The following is a 17,079-nucleotide window of genomic DNA, read 5'->3' on the forward strand; positions in this document are numbered from 1 at the left end:
GGCCGTCGTCCATGACACAGCCGGCGGGGCAGCGGCATTGACACGGGTCAAACAGCGATAGGAAACTTACCTAACAGTTCACCCCGGTGAGGGAGAGAGAGCCAGCATCATGCCCGCCGCCACGCCCGGAACACCCAGCCTGCTGCGCGCCATGAACGACCGCGCCGCGCTCGAGCTGCTCCTGACCCACGGACCGCTGTCCCGGACCCGGATCGGACATCTGACGGGGCTGTCCAAGCCCACCGCCTCCCAGCTCCTGGCCCGCCTGGAGGCGGCCGGACTCGTCGTGGCCACCGGCACCGACGGCGGCCGCCCGGGCCCCAACGCCCAGCTCTACGAGGTCAACCCGCGGGCCGCCCACGTCGGCGGCCTCGACGTCACCCCGGACCGGGTGCTGGCGGCCGTCGCCGACGTGACCGGGGCCGTCGTCGGCACGCACGAGGTCCCCTACTCCCCGGACAAGGACGTCATCGAGCAGGTCGCCGAAGCCCTCGGCGGAGCCGTCAAGGCCGCCGGGCTGCACCGCTCGGACCTGCACCGGGTGGTCATCGCCACACCGGGCGCCTTCGACCCGCAGACCGGCCGGCTGCGCTACGCCAGCCACCTCCCCGGCTGGCACTCCCCCACGCTCCTGGAGGAACTGGCGGCGGCCCTGCCGATGCCCGTCGAGTACGAGAACGACGTCAACCTCGCCGCCGTCGCCGAACAGCGCGGCGGCGCCGCCCGCGGCCACGAGGACTTCGTCCTGCTGTGGAACGAGGAGGGCCTCGGCGCCGCCCTGGTGCTCGGCGGGCGGCTGCACCGCGGCTGGACCGGCGGCGCGGGCGAGGTCGGCTTCCTGCCCGTGCCGGGGCACCCCCTGGTCCGCCAGGTCACCCGCGCCAACACCGGCGGCTACCAGGAGCTCGCCGGCGCCCAGGTGGTCCCCGGGCTCGCCGAGCGCCACGGCGTCGAGGCGGAGCCCCCGCCGCCCGCCGGGCACCCGCACAGCGCGGAGGTGGCCGCCGCCGTGGCGCTGCTCGCGCGGGCCGCGGCCGAGCCCGAGGGGGCGAACCTGCGCTTCCTCCAGTCCTACGCCACCCTGCTGGCCACCGGTCTCGCCTCGCTCGTCGCCGTGCTCGACCCGGAGATCGTGGTGCTCTCCGGCGCCGTGATCGCCGCCGGCGGCGACCCGCTGCGCGGCCTGCTGGAGGCCGAGCTCGCCGAACTGGCCCCGTCCCGGCCCCGGCTGGTCTCCGGCGAGGTGCGGGAGCGTCCGGTGCTGCGCGGCGCGCTGGAGAGCGCGCTGGCCGCCACCCGCGAAGAGGTCTTCGACACCTCCCGCTGAACCGGCCCGCCGAACCGGCGCGCCCCACCCCCGCCGTCCGGACGGGCCCCGCCCGGACGGCGGCACCGAACCACCCCACGCCCCACCCCCGTTCCACCGCTCGCCCTGCTGCACACCTCCCAGGAAGTCCCCCGCGCAGAGAGTGACACCGACATGCCCAGAACCTCCCGCCTGACCTCCGCGGCCGCCACCGCCGCCGCCCTCACGGCGATATCCCTGCTGGCCACCGCGTGTACCGGCGCCACCGGCAACACGGCGGGCGACGATCCCGCCCAGGACGTCACGATCAACTTCTGGCACGGCTGGTCCGCGCCCGGCGAGGTCAAGGCCATCGAGGAGAACATCGAGCGGTTCGAGGCGGCCCACCCGAACATCAAAGTCAAGGTCACCGGCAACATGACCGACGACAAGATCAACCAGTCGCTGCGGGCGGGCGGGGACAAGGCCCCCGACGTGGTGTCCTCCTTCACCACCGACAGCGTGGGCAAGTTCTGCAACTCGGGCGCGTTCGCCGACCTGAACCCGTTCCTCGAGAAGTCCGAGATCGACAAGGCGAAGGTCTTCCCGCAGTCCCTGCTCGGCTACACCTCCTACCAGGGCAACCAGTGCACGCTGCCGCTGCTGCACGACGCCTACGGCCTGGTCTACAACAAGGACGCCTTCGAGGCGGCCGGCATCACCGCCCCGCCCAAGACCTGGAGCGAGTTCACCGAGGTCGCGCAGAAGCTCACCAAGAGCAAGGGCGACTCCTACGAGCGGGTCGGCGTCATGCCCACCTTCCACGGCTACGAGACCACCCCGATGCGGCTGGCGGCGCAGTGGGGCGCGACGTACTTCGCCGCGGACGGCAGGTCCAACCTGGCCGGGGACCCGGCCTTCGGCAAGATGCTGACCGCGCAGAAGGACCTGGTCGAAAAGCTCGGCGGGTACGAGAAGCTTGAGCGCTTCCGGGCCTCCTTCGGTGACGAGTGGGGCGCCGAACACCCCTTCCACAAGGGCCAGGTCGCCATGCAGGTGGACGGCGAGTGGCGGCCGAACATGGCCCGTGAAGCGGGCGTGGCCTTCAAGATCGGCACCGCGCCGCTGCCGGTGCCCGACGACCTCCTCGCCGACTACGGCAAGGGCTACGTATCCGGCACGATCATGGGCATCGCCGCGGGCAGCAGGAAGCAGAACGCGGCCTGGGAGCTGGTGCGGTACATGACCACCGACACCGAGGCGGTGGTGGCCTTCGCCAACGGCATCCACAACGTGCCCTCCACCCTCGAGGCGCTGAACTCGCCGAAGCTCCAGGTGGACGAGAACTTCAGGACCTTCCTCGACATCGCCAGGCACCCGAAGTCGAGCACCACCCCGCCCCAGGCGGACGGCGGCACCTACCAGCTGACCTTCACCGACCTGGCCTACCAGCACGAGAAGGGCGCGGTCGCCGACCTGCCGGGCGCCCTCGCCAAGACGGACGCGCAGATCGACACGGACATCGCGAAGGCGAAGTAGCCCCCAGATGACCACGCACACCCTGCGGGCCAAGCGCCGCCGGTCGGCACTGCGCACCCTGGCCTTCATGGCTCCCTGGATGATCGGGTTCGCGGTCTTCTTCGCCTACCCGCTCCTGTCCACCGTCTACTTCTCCTTCACCAAGTACGACGGCTTCCGGCCGCCCGTCTTCAACGGCCTGGACAACTGGACCTACGTGTTCACGCAGTACCCGCAGTTCTGGCCGGCGATGCGCAACACCCTGTGGCTGGTCGTGGTCATGGTGGCCTGCCGGGTCGTCTTCGGGCTCGGCGTCGGCCTGCTCATCACGAAGGTCAAGACCGGGGCCGGGATCTTCCGCACCCTGTTCTACCTTCCCTACCTGGCCCCGCCGGTGGCCGCCACCCTGTCGTTCGTCTTCCTGCTGAACCCCGGCACCGGCCCGGTCAACACCCTGCTGGAGGGGATGGGCCTGCCGCAGCCCGGCTGGTTCACCGACGCCGACTGGTCCAAGCCCGCCCTGACCATGCTCGCGGTGTGGGGCGTCGGCGACCTGATGGTGATCTTCATGGCCGCGCTGCTCGACGTACCGAAGGAGCAGTACGAGGCGGCCGAGCTGGACGGCGCCGGGGCCTGGCAGCGCTTTCGCCACATCACCCTGCCGAACATCTCGCCGATCATCCTGTTCGCCGTGGTGACCGGCGTGATCCAGGCGATGCAGTACTACACCCAGCCGCTGGTCGCGGGGAAGGTGGCGGCCGGTGTGATCGGCGGCTCCGGCCAGCAGTTCGAGCCGGGCTACCCCGACAAGTCCACGCTCACCCTGCCGCAGATCGTCTACAACACCGGCTTCCAGCGCTTCGACTACGGCACCGCCTGTGTCCTCGCCCTCGTCCTGTTCGCCCTCTGCATGGCCTTCACCGCCCTGCTGATGCGCCGCCGCGGCGGCCTGATCGGAGGTGGGCACCGATGACGCCCGCACACCGGCGCACAGCCGTACTCCAGTGGATCGCCGTGCACTCGCTCGCGATCGCCGCCGCGCTGTTCTTCGTCCTGCCCTTCGTCTTCGTCTTCCTGACCTCGCTGATGACCGACCGGCAGGCGCTCACCCGCGACCTGGTGCCCGACACCTGGGTCTGGGAGAACTACGCCAAGGTGTGGAACACCCCGGGCTTCCTGACCTGGTGGCGCAACACCCTGCTGTACGCCGGGCTCGGCACGGTGCTGACCGTGGCCTCCTCGATCCCGGTGGCCTACGCGCTGGCCAAGTTCCGCTTCCGCGGACAGCGGGTCTCGATGCTGCTGGTCATCGCCATGATGATGCTGCCGCCCCAGGTCGTGATCATCCCGATGTACCTGTTCTGGGCCAAGCAGCTGGACCTCTCGGGCACCCTGTGGCCGCTGATCATCCCGCTGGCCTTCGGCGACGCCTTCTCCGTCTTCCTGCTCCGCCAGTTCCTGCTGACCATCCCCGACGAGTACCTGGACGCGGCCCGCGTCGACGGGTGCGGCGAACTGCGGGCCCTGCTGCGGGTCGTGCTGCCGATGGCGAGACCGGGCATCGCCGCGGTCGCGCTCTTCTCGTTCTTCTCCCTGTGGAACGACTACTTCGGCCCCCAGATCTACGCCTCCGACAATCCCGCCGCCTGGACCCTCAGCTACGGGCTGGAGTCCTTCAAAGGGGCGCACCACACCAACTGGAACCTGACCATGGCCGCGACCGTGCTGGTCATGGCCCCGGTGATCGTCCTCTTCTTCTTCGCCCAGAAGGCGTTCGTCGAGGGAGTCACCCTGACCGGAGTGAAAGGCTAGGCATGAAACTCGCAGTGGTGGGCGGCGGTTCCACCTACACCCCCGAGCTGATCGACGGCTTCGCGCGGCTGCGCGACACCCTGCCCGTCAGCGAGCTGGTGCTGATCGACCCCGCCGCCGAACGGCTGGAGCTGGTCGGCGGCCTGGCCCGGCGCATCTTCGCCCGGCAGGGGCACCCCGGACGGATCACCACCACCTCCGACCTCGACGCCGGGGTGGAGGGCGCCGACGCCGTCCTGATCCAGCTGCGCATCGGCGGTCAGGCCGCCCGCCTGCAGGACGAGACCTGGCCGCTGGAGTGCGGCTGCGTCGGGCAGGAGACCACGGGCGCCGGCGGGCTCGCCAAGGCGCTGCGCACCGTCCCGGTCGTCCTCGACATCGCCGAACGGGTCTGGCGGGCCAGCCCGGACGCCTGGATCATCGACTTCACCAACCCGGTCGGCATCGTCACCCGGGCCCTGCTCCGGGCCGGCCACAAGGCCGTCGGCCTGTGCAACGTCGCCATCGGCTTCCAGCGCAGGTTCGCGGCCCTGCTGGACCTGGCGCCGGCCGACATCCACCTGGACCACGTGGGGCTCAACCACCTGACCTGGGAGCTGGGGGTGCGCCGGGGCGGCCCGGACGGCGAGGACCTGCTGCCGCGGCTGCTCGACGGGCACGCGGAGGCCATCGCCGCGGACATCCGCCTGCCGCGCGCCGTCCTGGACCGGCTGGGCGTCGTACCGTCCTACTACCTGCGGTACTTCTACGCGCACGACGAGGTGGTGCGCGAGCTGGCGACCAAGCCCTCGCGGGCGGCCGAGGTCGCCGCGATGGAGCGGGAACTGCTCGCCCTGTACGGGGACCCCGCACTGGACGAGAAGCCCGCGCTGCTGGCCCGGCGCGGCGGGGCCTTCTACTCGGAGGCGGCCGTGGACCTGGCGGCCTCGCTGCTGGGCGACGGGAACGGCGGCGGACCGGCCGTCCAGGTGGTCAACACGTTCAACAACGGCACCCTGCCCTTCCTGCCGGACGACGCGGTCGTCGAGGTGCAGGCGCGGGTCGACGGCGCGGGCCCGCGGCCGCTGGCCGTGCCCGCGCTGGACCCGCTGTACGCCGGGCTGATCGCGCACGTCACGGCGTACGAGGACCTCGCGCTGGACGCGGCGCTGCGCGGCGGGCGCGAGCGCGTCTTCCGGGCTCTGCTGGCCCACCCGCTGGTGGGTCAGGCCGACCGTGCCGAGGGGCTGACGGACCGGCTCCTCGCGCACAACAAGGAGCACCTGCCATGGGCGTGACCCGGCCGGGGAACGCGGCGGTGCTGGCCATCGACGCCGGGAACAGCAAGACGGACGTGGCGCTCATCGGCCCGGACGGCTCGGTGCTGTGCTCCGGTCAGGCCGGGGGCTTCCAGCCGTTCCGCACGGGGGTGGCCGGGGCGGTCGACGTGCTGGCGGAGGCGATGGCCGCCGCGGGACTGGACCCCCGCCCGCCGGGCGGCCCGCACGCCGAGCACGTGTCCGCCTGCCTGGCCAACGCCGATTTCCCGGTGGAGGAGCGGAACCTGGCGTCCGAGATCCGGCGCCGCGGCTGGGGCGGCTCCACGGCGGTGTACAACGACACGTTCGCGCTGCTGCGGGCCGGACTGCCCGCGGGCGCCGAGCCGCGCGGGGTCGCGGTGGTGTGCGGGGCGGGCATCAACTGCGTCGGGATGACCCCGGACGGGCGGACGGCCCGGTTCCCCGCGGTCGGCCGGATCTCGGGCGACTGGGGCGGCGGGGGCGGACTGGCCGAGGAGGCCCTGTGGTGGGCGGCCCGGGCCGAGGACGGCCGGGGCGAGCCGACCGAGCTGGCCCGGGCGCTGCCGGCGCACTTCGGGGTGGACTCGGTGTACGCGCTGGTCGAGTCGCTGCACCTGGGCCGGATCCCGCACGGGCGGCGGCACGAGCTGGCCCCGCTGCTGTTCTCGGTGGCGGCGGCCGGTGACCCGGTGGCCGTGGCGCTGGTGCACCGGCAGGCGGACGAGGTCGTGGCGATGGCGGCGGTGGCGCTGGCCCGCCTGGAGCTGCTCGGCGAGGACGCGCCGGTGGTGCTCGGCGGCAGCGTGCTGGCCGCCCGGCATCCGCAGCTCGAGGACCGGATCACGGCGGGCCTCGCCGAACGGGCGCCGCACGCCCGGGTGTCGGTGGTGACGGCTCCCCCGGTCCTGGGGGCCGCACTGCTGGGGCTGGACGCGCTCGGGTCCCCGGACGGAGCCCACGGAAAACTCCGTGCCCATTTCGGGTGAACCGGCCCCGGAGGGCTGCGGGTCTGGAACCGTGGCGCTCGTCCGGACGTATTCACGGTGAAGGGGTGGGACCCGCACACCCAGGAGCGGATCTCCCAAGATCCGGCACCGGGTGGTGTGGCCGACCGTCGATACGGCCATACTGCTGCGGAGCAAGGACCAAGGGGGAGGTCACGGTGGCCGTCACATCACGCGCGCCCGCGCCCGGGGGCGGCGGCGCCGTGCCGCCCGCCGGGCCGCCCGCGGCGCCGCCCGGTGCGCCGCCGGGGCGCAGGACCGCCTGGGCGGAGGGCGTGGAGCAGCTGCGCCGCGCGGCCACGACCGAGCCCGGCCGGCTGCGGATCATCGGTGCCGTGCTGGCCGCCCTGATCGTGCTGTTCGGCACGGTGGGCCTGTGGGAGGTCTCCGGCCGCAGCACCGCCGCCGGGGACGTCGTGGGCCGCAGCCAGCCGCTGAGCGCGGACGCGGCGAGCCTGTACCGCTCCCTCGCGGACGCCGACACGGCCTCCTCCAGCGGCTTCCTGCTGGGTGCCGCGGAGGAGCGCGAGGTCCGCCTGCGGTACGAGAAGGACATCGCCAACGCCTCCCGGCTGCTGGTCAGCGCCGCCGCGAACACCGGCGGCAGCCAGGACTCCCGCGACCAGATCACCCTGCTCAGCGAGCAGCTGCCGCGCTACACCGGCCTGATCGAGCAGGCCCGCGCGGCCAACCGGCAGGGCCTGCCGCTGGGCGGGGCCTACCTCCGGTACGCCAACGAGCAGATGACCACCCAGCTGCTGCCGGCCGCGCAGCGGCTGTACGAGGCCGAGACCGGGCGCCTCTACACGGACTACGACGACTCCCGGTCCTGGCCGCTGGCCTCCCTCGCCGCGGGCCTGGTCGCGCTCGCCGCGCTGGTGTGGGCCCAGCGGCGCAACTACCGCCGTACGCACCGGGTCTTCAACCACGGGCTGCTGGCGGCCACGGCCGCGTCCGTGGTGGTGCTGCTGTGGCTGGCCGTGGGGCACACGGTGGCGCGGGCGTCGCTGAACGAGGCCCGCGCGCAGGGGCAGGAGTCGCTGAAGGTGCTCAACGACGCCCGGATCGCCTCGCTGCAGGCACGGGCCGGCGAGAACCTGACACTGATCGCGCGCGGCGCCGTACTGGCCGCGGACACGAAGTCGGACAAGTACGACGTGGACTTCACGACCAACATGAAGGAGCTGGACGCCGGGCTGGCGGTCGCGCTGCGGCTGGCCGACGACGAGGCCGGGCGCGCGCCCGTGACCCGCGCCGCGGACGGCGTGAAACTGTGGAAGCAGCGGCACACGGCGGCCCGGGAGGCGGACTTGAAGGGGGACTACGAGTCCGCGCTGGTCCAGGTCGTCGGGGACAAGGACCACAAGGACAGCAGCGGGGCCGCGTTCGACACCGTGGACGCGTCCCTGGAGCAGGCGGTGGCCCACGAGCAGCGGGAGTTCACCCGGGCGGCCCGGGGCGGGCTGGACGCGCTGGGCGGCCTGCTGACCGGCACGGCGGTCCTCGCCGTCGTCGGCGCGGCGGCGGCGCTGCTGGGCATCGGGCGCAGGCTTTCGGAGTACAGGTGAGAGCGATGCGGAAACGAGCGGTGCGGGCCTCCGAGGGCTCCGAGGGCAGTGCGAACCAGCCGGGCGCGCCGTCCGCCCCGCGGCGGCGGGCGGGCCGGCTGCGCGGCTGGGGCGGGGTGAGCGCGATGGCCGTGGCCTGCGCGGTGACCGCCGCGACCGTGCTGCTGCCGCTGGCCAGTGCGACGCCGGACGCCGCGGGGGGCGCGGCGGTCCGCGGGCCCGCGTCGATGGCGGCGGCCCCGGCGGCGCCCCTCGACACCTGCCAGGACCCGGAGGCCAGCCTGCGCCCGTCGGGTGTGGACGGTGCGGCGATCGCCCGGATCAAGGCGGCGGGCAAGCTCGTCGCGGGCGTGGACCAGAACAGCTTCCGCTGGGGCTACCGCAACCAGGCCGAGGACGGCGGCGGGCTCGACGGCTTCGACATCGACCTGGTGAAGGCCATCGCCCAGGACATCCTGGGCGATCCGAACGCGGTCATCTACCGGGCCATCCCGACCAGTCAGCGCATCCCGGCGCTCCAGGAGGGCCGTGTCGACATCGTCGTGCGGACCATGACCATCAACTGCAAGCGGCTGGAGGACGTCGCCTTCTCGACCGCCTACTTCGAGGCGGGGCAGCAGGTGCTGGCCCCCAGGGGCTCGCGCATCACCGGGTACGACACCTCGCTGAAGGACCAGCGGATCTGCTTCGCCGCCGGCTCCACGGCCGAGGCGACCCTGAAGGCCCAGTCGTACGGCTCGGTGCCGGTCACCGTGCCCAACCAGCTGGACTGCCTGGTCCGCCTCCAGCTGGGCGAGGTCGACGGGATCGTCACGGACAACGCCCTGGCGGCCGGGCAGGCCGCGCAGGACCCGTCGGTGCGGCTGGTCGGCTCGCCGTTCACCCGCGAGTTCTACGGCGTGGCGATGAACAAGGACGCCTCCGACCTGGTGCGCCGGGTCAACAAGGTGCTGGAGGAGTACCGTTCGGGCGGCGACGAGAGCCGCTGGATGAAGTCGTACCTCAAGCACCTGCAGCCGGTGCTGCCCGGCGTGACCGCGCCGCCCGCACCCAAGTACCGGGACGGCTGAGGCCGGTGGCGGGCACGGAGTCGGACACGGAAGCGGAGGCACAGTCGTTGGAGTCGTGGTCGTCGGCAGTGATGGACCGGGACGGCGTCGACCGTGCCCTGACCCGGCTGGGCGCGGAGCACGAGGCCGTCGAGACCTCGCTGCTGGCCCTTCAGGACCACGCCGGGCGCCGGCTGCTGGAGGGCGCCGGGCTGACCGGGGTCACCAAGGAGCGGTGGGCGGCCGCCGACGCGGACATCACCCGGCTGTGGACGTACTTCGACGCCTACAGCGGAGCCCTGGCCGCCGCCCGGGAGATCCGCGAGCGGCGCCGCTGGCCGAACCGCGAGGACCTGGTCGAGCTGACAGAGCGGCTGCGCGGGCCCGGGGTGCTGATCGCGGGCGCCGCCGCGGAGGGCGCCGGGCTGGCGGAGCGGTTCTCGCTCGCCGAGCTGGTGGCCCGGATGAACGAGCTGTACGCGAGCTCGCTGGACGTGGTGGTCGCCGCGGACGCCGTGTGGTCGGCGCTGCCCGCCCGCATCGACCTGCTCGCCGCCGAGCTGCACCGCACCCGCTCGCTGGCCCACTCGGTGGGGGTGCGGCCGGGCGAGCACCCCTCGGGCGACGACCTGGAGACCATCACGGCCGAGCTGGCCCGGCTGCGGACCGAGGTGATCGCGGACCCGCTGGCGTTCTGGGTGCCGGCGGCGCCGGGGAGTTCCGCTCCCGGCGGCGGCCGCCCGGACACCGGGCGCTACGACCGGGCCGCACTCGCGCTGGAGGACGTACGCCGCGAGGTCGAGGCCGTGCTGGACGTCCGGCAGGACGCCGAGCAGCGGCTGATCAGCCTGCGGGACGTGCTCTCGCGGGCGGACCGGACCCTGGCGGAGGCGCGGACCGCGCGCGGCGAGGTATTGGCGAAGATCGCCGCGTCGGAGGTGCCCGCGGTGAGCGGGCCGCCGACGGTGCTGCAGGAGCAGCTCGCGGCGGCGGCCGAGCACCGCCGCCAGTCCCGCTGGCACCGGCTGTCCCCGCTGCTGGAGTCCCTGGAGGAGCGGGCCGGGGAGGAACTGCGCCGGGCCCGTGAATCGTTGACCGCGGTGACGGCGCCCCTCGCGGTGCGGGCCGAGCTGCGCGGGCGGCTCGACGCCTACAAGGCGAAGGTGGCCCGGCACGGGCTGGCGCAGGACCCGCTGCTGATCGAGCGGTACGACGCGGCCCGGCGGATGCTGTGGAGCGCGCCCTGCGACCTGCGGGCCGCCGAGCAGGCGGTCCTGCGCTACCAGCAGGCCGCGGCCGAGGCGGTGCGGGGCGCGGGGGCCCCCGGAGAGGAAGGCGCATGAGCCTGATCGGAACGGGGTGCGTCCGGCCCGGCTGCCCGGGGGCGTACGAGGACATGGGCGCGGGCGAGGTCTACTGCGACACCTGCGGGCTGGCGCCGACCGGTTCGGTCGCGGCGGGCGCGGAGGAGCTGGTGTCGCCGCCGACGGGGATGACGAGCGCGGCGCGCGGCGCGGCCGCGGGCTCCGCCGGGCCGGGCGGGTCCACCGGATCTGCCGGGTCGGCCGGGTCCAGGGGGTCGACGGGCTCCCGGGGCTCGCACGGCTCGGCGCGCTCCTCGGCGTCGGCGCGCTCGGCGCGCTCGTCTGCGTCTCGCCGCTCCGTGTCGGGGCGGCTGTCGCGCGCCCTGTCGGGTCCCGCGTCCACCCGGTCGGTGTCGGTGCGCAGTTCGGGCTCGGCGCCCTCGTCCTCGGGGCGCGGGCGGCTCGGCGCCGGGCTGGTCAACGTACCGGAAGTGCCACGTCCGGACCCTGCGGCCGCGGTCCTGGAGAACCCGGAGGTGCCCGAGCGCAAGCGGTTCTGCTCGCGCGCCGACTGCGGGGCGCCGGTGGGGCGCGCCCGGGGCGACCGGCCCGGGCGGACGGAAGGGTTCTGCACCAAGTGCGGGCACCCGTACTCCTTCGTGCCCAAGCTGCGCGCGGGCGAGGTGGTGCACGGCCAGTACGAGGTGGCGGGCTGTCTCGCGCACGGCGGGCTCGGCTGGGTGTACCTGGCGGTGGACCGGGCGGTGTCGGACCGGTGGGTGGTGCTCAAGGGCCTGCTGGACACCGGTGACGAGGACGCGATGGCGGCCGCGATATCGGAGCGGCGCTTCCTCGCGGAGATCGAGCACTCCAACATCGTGCGGATCTACAACTTCGTGGAGCACCTGGACCAGCGGACCGGTTCGCTGGACGGGTACATCGTCATGGAGTACGTGGGCGGCAAATCGCTGAAGGAGATCGCGAACGAGCGGCGCCGGCCGGACGGGCGGCGCGATCCGCTGCCGGTGGAGCAGGCCTGCGCGTACGGGATCGAGGCGCTGGAGGCGCTGGGGCACCTGCACAGCCGCAACCTCCTGTACTGCGACTTCAAGGTCGACAACGCGATCCAGCAGCAGGACCAGCTGAAGCTGATCGACATGGGCGCGGTGCGGCGGATGGACGACGAGGAGTCGGCCATCTACGGCACGGTGGGCTACCAGGCCCCGGAGGTCGCCGAGCTGGGCCCCTCGGTCGCGTCCGACCTGTACACGGTGGCGCGCACCCTGGCCGTGCTGACCTTCGACTTCCAGGGCTACACCAATGTGTTCGTGGACTCGCTGCCGGACCCGGAGCACATCGAGGTGTTCCGGCGGTACGAGTCCTTCTACCGGCTGCTCGTCCGGGCCACCGATCCGGATCCGGGCCGGCGGTTCGCCTCCGCGCAGGAGATGGCGGACCAGCTGACGGGCGTGCTGCGGGAGGTCGTCGCCCTCCAGACGGGCCGGCCGCGGCCGCAGCTGTCCACCCTGTTCGGCCCGGAGACCCGCGTCCCGGACACCCGGCTGTTCACGGACACGGCGGACCCGGTGGTCTCCCGCCTGGGCCTGCGCCCGGCCTCCTCCCGGCGGGGCGCCGGCCTCTTCCCCACCCCCGGCCGCCGCAGACCCGTCGCGCCGGGGGGCCACGCCGTGCCCGGTGGCGCTTCCGCCCCGGGGACTCCGGCAGGCGCGCCCCCGCTCCCGGCCGGGACTCCCGGCGCGTGGGCGCAGGCGCCCGGGGGCGGCGCTCTCGCTGCCGGGGCTGCCCCGGCGGGGGCGCCGGGGCCGCAAGCCCGCGGCGGGCTTCCGCTGCACGCGGGCACTCCCGGAGCCCCGGGCGGCTCCGCGCCGCTGGCGGCCGGGACGCCCGGCCCGTGGGCGCAGGCGCCGGGGGGCGGCGGCCATCCTGGCGCGGCGCCCTCCGCGCGGCCGGCCGGTGCCGGCCCGCAGGGCTCCGGCGGGCTTCCGCCGCACGCGGGTACTTCCGCGCCTGGGACCCGCGGCGGCTCCGCCCCGCTCCCGGCCCCGGCCGCAGGCCCGTGGGCGCCCGGGGGCGACGGCCTTGCCGTCGGGGCGGCCCTGCCGGGGTACGCCGAGGCCGGGATCGGGAGCAGTGCCACGCACGTGGCGGCGGTCCCGGGGCCCCGGCACGCGCCCGCGGCCGCGCCCGTGGTGGCGGCTCCGGGCCGGGGAGCGGGGCTCGCGCCCGCCCCCGTCTCCCCCGCGGGAGCGCCCCGGCGGGATGCCGCGCTGGCACTGCCCGTACCGCTGGTGGACCCGGCCGACCCCAACGCCGGATTCCTGACCGGCCTGCTGGCCTCCGCTCCCGGCGACCTCCTGGGCGCCCTCGGCTCGGCCCCTTCCGATTCGGCCGAGCTGCGGCTGCGGGAGCTGCGGGCCCGGCTCGAGCTCGGCGAACTGGCGGCGGCATCCGGCTCCCTGGGGGAGCTGGAGGCGCGGTATCCCGACGACTGGCGCGTGGTGTGGGCCCGCGGCGTCGCCTCCCTGGCCTCCGGGGAGGACGAGATCGCGGCCCTCTCCTTCGACGCGATCTACGACGCCTTCCCCGGCGAGCCCGCGCCGAAGCTGGCGCTGGGGCTGTGCGCGGAGGTCCTCGGCCAGCTGGACAACGCCGCCGAGTACTACCGCCTCGTCTGGACCACCGACCCCGGGTTCGTGAGCGCCGCCTTCGGGCTGGCCCGGGTCCAGCTCGCGGCGGCCGACCGGGCCGGGGCCGTGCTCACGCTGGAGTCCGTGCCCGAGGCCTCCATCCACTACACCGCCGCCCGGGTGGCCGCCGTACGGGCACGTCTGCGCGACCGGTCCCCGCAGGAGCCCCTGCTGGCCGACCTGACGGCGGCCGCCGGGCAGGTGGAGGCGCTGCGGAGGTTCGGGCTGGATCCCGAGCGCCACGAGCGGCTCACGACGGAAGTTCTGGGCTCGGCCCTCGACTGGGTACTGTCGGGTAGCCGGGGTTCCGATCCCGGAAGCACCTCGCTGCTCGGCAGCCAACTGGACGAACGCGGCCTGCGCTTCGGACTGGAGCGCTCGTACCGCGTGCTCGCACGGTTGGCGCAGCGGGGCGAGGAGAGGATCGAACTGGTGGAGCGGGCAAACCGTTTCCGTCCCCGGACGTGGGTGTGAGTGATGTCGATGCATCGGCTGTCGGGCTGCCCCTGCTGCGCGGAACCCCTCGAGGAGGGTGACCGTTTCTGCGGCGTCTGCGGCTACGCCGTGACCGCCCCTCCCCCGGCGGAGCCGGCCGCGGACCACCCCACCGTCCCCCTCCCCTCGGCGCCACCGGCCCCGCCGGCCGCGCCGACCGCGGGCGGGTACGGCGCCCCGGCGCCCGCCGCCCGCGCCGTCCCCGAGCCCGCCCCGGGCTGGGGCAGCGTCGCCTCGGCCGCGCCGACGCTGGTCGGCGAGCCGGGCGGCTGGGCGCTGACCCCGGCGGAACCCGAGCCCGAACCGGACCGGGAACCGGGGAACGGACCGCGGCCGGGGACCAGCCAGGAACCGGGGCACGCGCCGGAGGCCGGGCAGGCGCCGGAGGCCGGGCACGCCCCCGGGTCCGGGCACGCCCCGGAGCCCCGGCACGCCCCGGAGCCGCACCCCGCCGACGTCCCGTACGCCGCCGCCGGCCACGACGACCCGCACGGCACCCCCACCCCGCCCGAGGGCACCCCCTGGGCCGCCGCGGAGCACCCGTACGGCGCCGGAGTCGACGACCCGCAGGCCCGCTACGACCTGCCCGCCGGCACCCCGACGCCGCCGGAGGGGACCCCCTGGAACACGGGCGAGGCCCCGTACGAGGCCCCCGACCCCGCGCACACCACCCCGGCCGAGGCCCCGCAGGGCGCCGGCGGGAAGACCTGCGTCGCCTGCCGTACCGGGTACGTCGACGACGACGGCTACTGCGAGCACTGCGGCCACGCCCAGCCCCGGGAGCGCGACCACCTGGAGGAGGAGCTGGGCAGCGTGGCCGCCGTCAGCGACCGCGGGCTGCGCCACCACCGCAACGAGGACGCCTTCGCGGTCGCGGCCACCGCGCTGTCCGACGGCTCCGCCGCCACCGTGGCCATCGTCTGCGACGGCGTCTCCTCCGCGAGCCGCCCCGACGAGGCGTCGGCGGCCGCGGCCGCGGCCGCCAACGAGTACCTGCTCGACGCGCTCCCGCGCGGCGCCCACCCCCAGGAGGCCATGCACGAGGCGATCCTGGCCGCCGCCGCCGCGGTCAACGCCCTGGCCCCGGAGGTGCCCGGCGCGCAGAACGCCCCCGCCTGCACCCTGGTCGGCGCCGTCGTCAGCGAGGGTCTGCTCACCATCGGCTGGGTGGGCGACAGCCGCGCGTACTGGGTCCCGGACGACCGCGCCGCACTGTCCCGCCGCCTCACCGAGGACGACTCCTGGGCCGCTCAGATGGTCGCGGCCGGCCTGATGGGCGAGGCCGAGGCGTACGCCGACGTCCGCGCCCACGCCATCACCGGCTGGCTCGGGGCCGACGCCTACGACCTCGAACCGCACACCGCCGTCTTCAAGCCGGACCACCCCGGGGTGGTCGTCGTCTGCACCGACGGCCTGTGGAACTACGCGGAGGCCGCCCGGGAGATGGCCCAGGTGCTGCCCCCGGACGCCGCCGTCCGGCCCCTGCACAGTGCGCAGGTCCTCGTGGGGCACGCCCTGGACGGCGGCGGCCACGACAACGTCACCGTCGCCGTCGTGCCGTTCGCCGCGCCGGGCGAACCGGAAGCGGGACCCGGGGCCGGGCGGGGCGCCGAACCGGAACCGGGCGCCCGCCCCGGAGCGGAACCGCAAGCGGAAGCGTCTCCCCGGGCCTGACCCGCCCGACTCGCCTCTCCGAGCCCCTAGGAGCCCCACCGATGGCGAACTTCGCCAAGCCCAGCGCCCCGCGCTTCAGCGTGGAGGTGTACCAGAACGAGTTCCTCCCCCAGGGCGGGCAGGACGTCCACGCCATCGTCACGGTCACCTCCACCGGCGGTGCCGCCGCCACCCGCGCGTCGGCCGACCGGGGCGCGGCCGCCGTCGTGATCATGGTCGACTGCTCGGGTTCCATGGAGTACCCGCCGGAGAAGATGCGCGGCGCCTGCGAGGCCACGGCCGCGGCCGTCGACACCCTGCGCGACGGCACCTCCTTCGCCGTGATCGCCGGTACGCACGTGGCCGGGGAGGTGTACCCGGGCCAGGGCCGCCTCGCCGTGGCCGACCCGGTGACCCGCGCCCAGGCCAAGGAGGCGCTGCGCGGGCTCAGTGCCGGCGGCGGCACCGCCATCGGCACCTGGCTGCGGCTGGCCGACGGCCTGCTGCGGCAGTCCTCCGCCGCCATACGGCACGGGATCCTGCTCACCGACGGCCGCAACGAGCACGAGGACCCGGCCCGGCTGCGCGCCACCCTCGAGGCGTGCGCGGGCCGCTTCACCTGCGACGCCCGCGGGGTGGGCACCGACTGGGAGGTCAAGGAGGTCACCGGCATCGCGAGCGCGCTGCTCGGCTCGGCCGACATCGTGGCCGACCCGGCGCACCTCGCCGGGGACTTCACGCAGATGATGGAGAACGTCATGGGCAAGGAGGTCGCGGACGTCGCGCTGCGCCTGTGGACCCCGGTCGGCGCGGAGGTCCGGTACGTCAAGCAGGTGGCGCCCGCCGTCCAGGACCTGACCGCCCGCCGCACCGAGGCCGGTCCGCGGGCCGGCGACTACCCGACCGGCTCCTGGGGCGACGAGTCGCGCGAGTACCACGTGTGCGTGCGCGTACCGAGCGCGGGCGTGGGCCAGGAGATGCTCGCCGCCCGCGCCTCGCTGGTCCTGCCGGGCGCGGCGGGCGAGCCCGCCGCGGTCCTCGCCCAGGGGCTGGTGCGGGCCGTGTGGACGGACGATCTGGCCGCCTCCACCGCCATCAGCCCGCAGGTCGCCCACTACACCGGGCAGGCGGAACTGGCGCAGGCTATCCAACAGGGCCTCGAAGCCCGCAAACTGGGCGATGTGGACGGGGCGACGGCCAAGCTCGGCCGCGCCGTGCAGCTGGCGAGCGTCTCGGGAAACGCCGACACCGCCAAGCTGCTGGCGAAGGTGGTGGAGGTCGTGGATGCCGCGGCGGGTACTGTGCGGCTGAAGGCGAAGGTCGCCGACGCCGACGAGATGACCCTCGAAACGCGTTCGACGCAGACCGTCCGAGTGAAGAAGACCTGAGAGACCTGACGCGAT

12 protein-coding genes are annotated in these 17,079 nt (G+C 74.6%); all 12 read left to right on the forward strand.

Annotated elements, in window-relative coordinates; translation table 11 throughout:
• Positions 1-109 precede the first annotated feature (109 nt).
• The 12 genes from AB0D66_RS05405 to AB0D66_RS05460 all read left to right on the forward strand — a co-directional run bounded on the left by AB0D66_RS05405 (position 110) and on the right by AB0D66_RS05460 (position 17,064).
• Positions 110-1,327: an ROK family transcriptional regulator gene (locus tag AB0D66_RS05405; RefSeq protein WP_362296988.1), complete on the forward strand. Its 1,218-nt coding sequence runs from the start codon at positions 110-112 to the stop codon at positions 1,325-1,327.
• A 153-nt stretch (positions 1,328-1,480) separates the two neighbouring features.
• Positions 1,481-2,824 (forward strand): ABC transporter substrate-binding protein, encoded by a 1,344-nt coding sequence (locus AB0D66_RS05410; RefSeq protein WP_362296991.1) that lies wholly within the window; start codon positions 1,481-1,483, stop codon positions 2,822-2,824.
• Positions 2,825-2,831: 7 nt separating this feature from the next.
• Positions 2,832-3,776: a sugar ABC transporter permease gene (locus AB0D66_RS05415; protein WP_362296994.1), complete on the forward strand. Its 945-nt coding sequence runs from the start codon at positions 2,832-2,834 to the stop codon at positions 3,774-3,776.
• Positions 3,773-4,615, forward strand: a complete 843-nt coding sequence (locus tag AB0D66_RS05420; protein WP_362296997.1) for a carbohydrate ABC transporter permease — start codon at positions 3,773-3,775, stop codon at positions 4,613-4,615. The genes AB0D66_RS05415 and AB0D66_RS05420 overlap by 4 nt, the downstream gene beginning before the upstream one ends.
• A 2-nt stretch (positions 4,616-4,617) precedes the next feature.
• The gene (locus AB0D66_RS05425) at positions 4,618-5,892 is read left to right on the forward strand and encodes a 6-phospho-beta-glucosidase (protein ID WP_362297000.1); all 1,275 of its coding nucleotides are present in this window, start codon (positions 4,618-4,620) and stop codon (positions 5,890-5,892) included.
• On the forward strand, positions 5,883-6,881 hold the full coding sequence (locus tag AB0D66_RS05430; protein ID WP_362297003.1) for a BadF/BadG/BcrA/BcrD ATPase family protein: 999 nt from the start codon (positions 5,883-5,885) through the stop codon (positions 6,879-6,881). The genes AB0D66_RS05425 and AB0D66_RS05430 overlap by 10 nt, the downstream gene beginning before the upstream one ends.
• A 176-nt stretch (positions 6,882-7,057) precedes the next feature.
• Positions 7,058-8,467 carry a hypothetical protein gene (locus tag AB0D66_RS05435; protein ID WP_362297006.1) on the forward strand — a complete coding sequence of 470 codons (1,410 nt, stop codon included), beginning with the start codon at positions 7,058-7,060 and terminating at the stop codon, positions 8,465-8,467.
• 125 nt (positions 8,468-8,592) lie between these two features.
• Positions 8,593-9,537: a glutamate ABC transporter substrate-binding protein gene (locus AB0D66_RS05440; RefSeq protein ID WP_362297624.1), complete on the forward strand. Its 945-nt coding sequence runs from the start codon at positions 8,593-8,595 to the stop codon at positions 9,535-9,537.
• A 71-nt stretch (positions 9,538-9,608) separates the two neighbouring features.
• Positions 9,609-10,859, forward strand: a complete 1,251-nt coding sequence (locus tag AB0D66_RS05445; RefSeq protein ID WP_362297009.1) for a hypothetical protein — start codon at positions 9,609-9,611, stop codon at positions 10,857-10,859.
• Positions 10,856-14,002 carry a tetratricopeptide repeat protein gene (locus AB0D66_RS05450; RefSeq protein ID WP_362297012.1) on the forward strand — a complete coding sequence of 1,049 codons (3,147 nt, stop codon included), beginning with the start codon at positions 10,856-10,858 and terminating at the stop codon, positions 14,000-14,002. Before AB0D66_RS05445 ends, AB0D66_RS05450 begins: the two co-directional genes overlap by 4 nt.
• Before the next feature lie 3 nt (positions 14,003-14,005).
• Positions 14,006-15,697 carry a protein phosphatase 2C domain-containing protein gene (locus AB0D66_RS05455; protein ID WP_362297014.1) on the forward strand — a complete coding sequence of 564 codons (1,692 nt, stop codon included), beginning with the start codon at positions 14,006-14,008 and terminating at the stop codon, positions 15,695-15,697.
• 41 nt (positions 15,698-15,738) lie between these two features.
• Entirely contained in the window at positions 15,739-17,064 is a 1,326-nt protein-coding gene (locus tag AB0D66_RS05460) for a VWA domain-containing protein (protein WP_362297017.1), read from the forward strand.
• The last annotated feature ends 15 nt before the right edge of the window (positions 17,065-17,079 follow it).

The sequence above is a fragment of the Streptomyces sp. NPDC048270 genome, assembly GCF_040652335.1.
GTDB lineage: Bacteria > Actinomycetota > Actinomycetes > Streptomycetales > Streptomycetaceae > Streptomyces.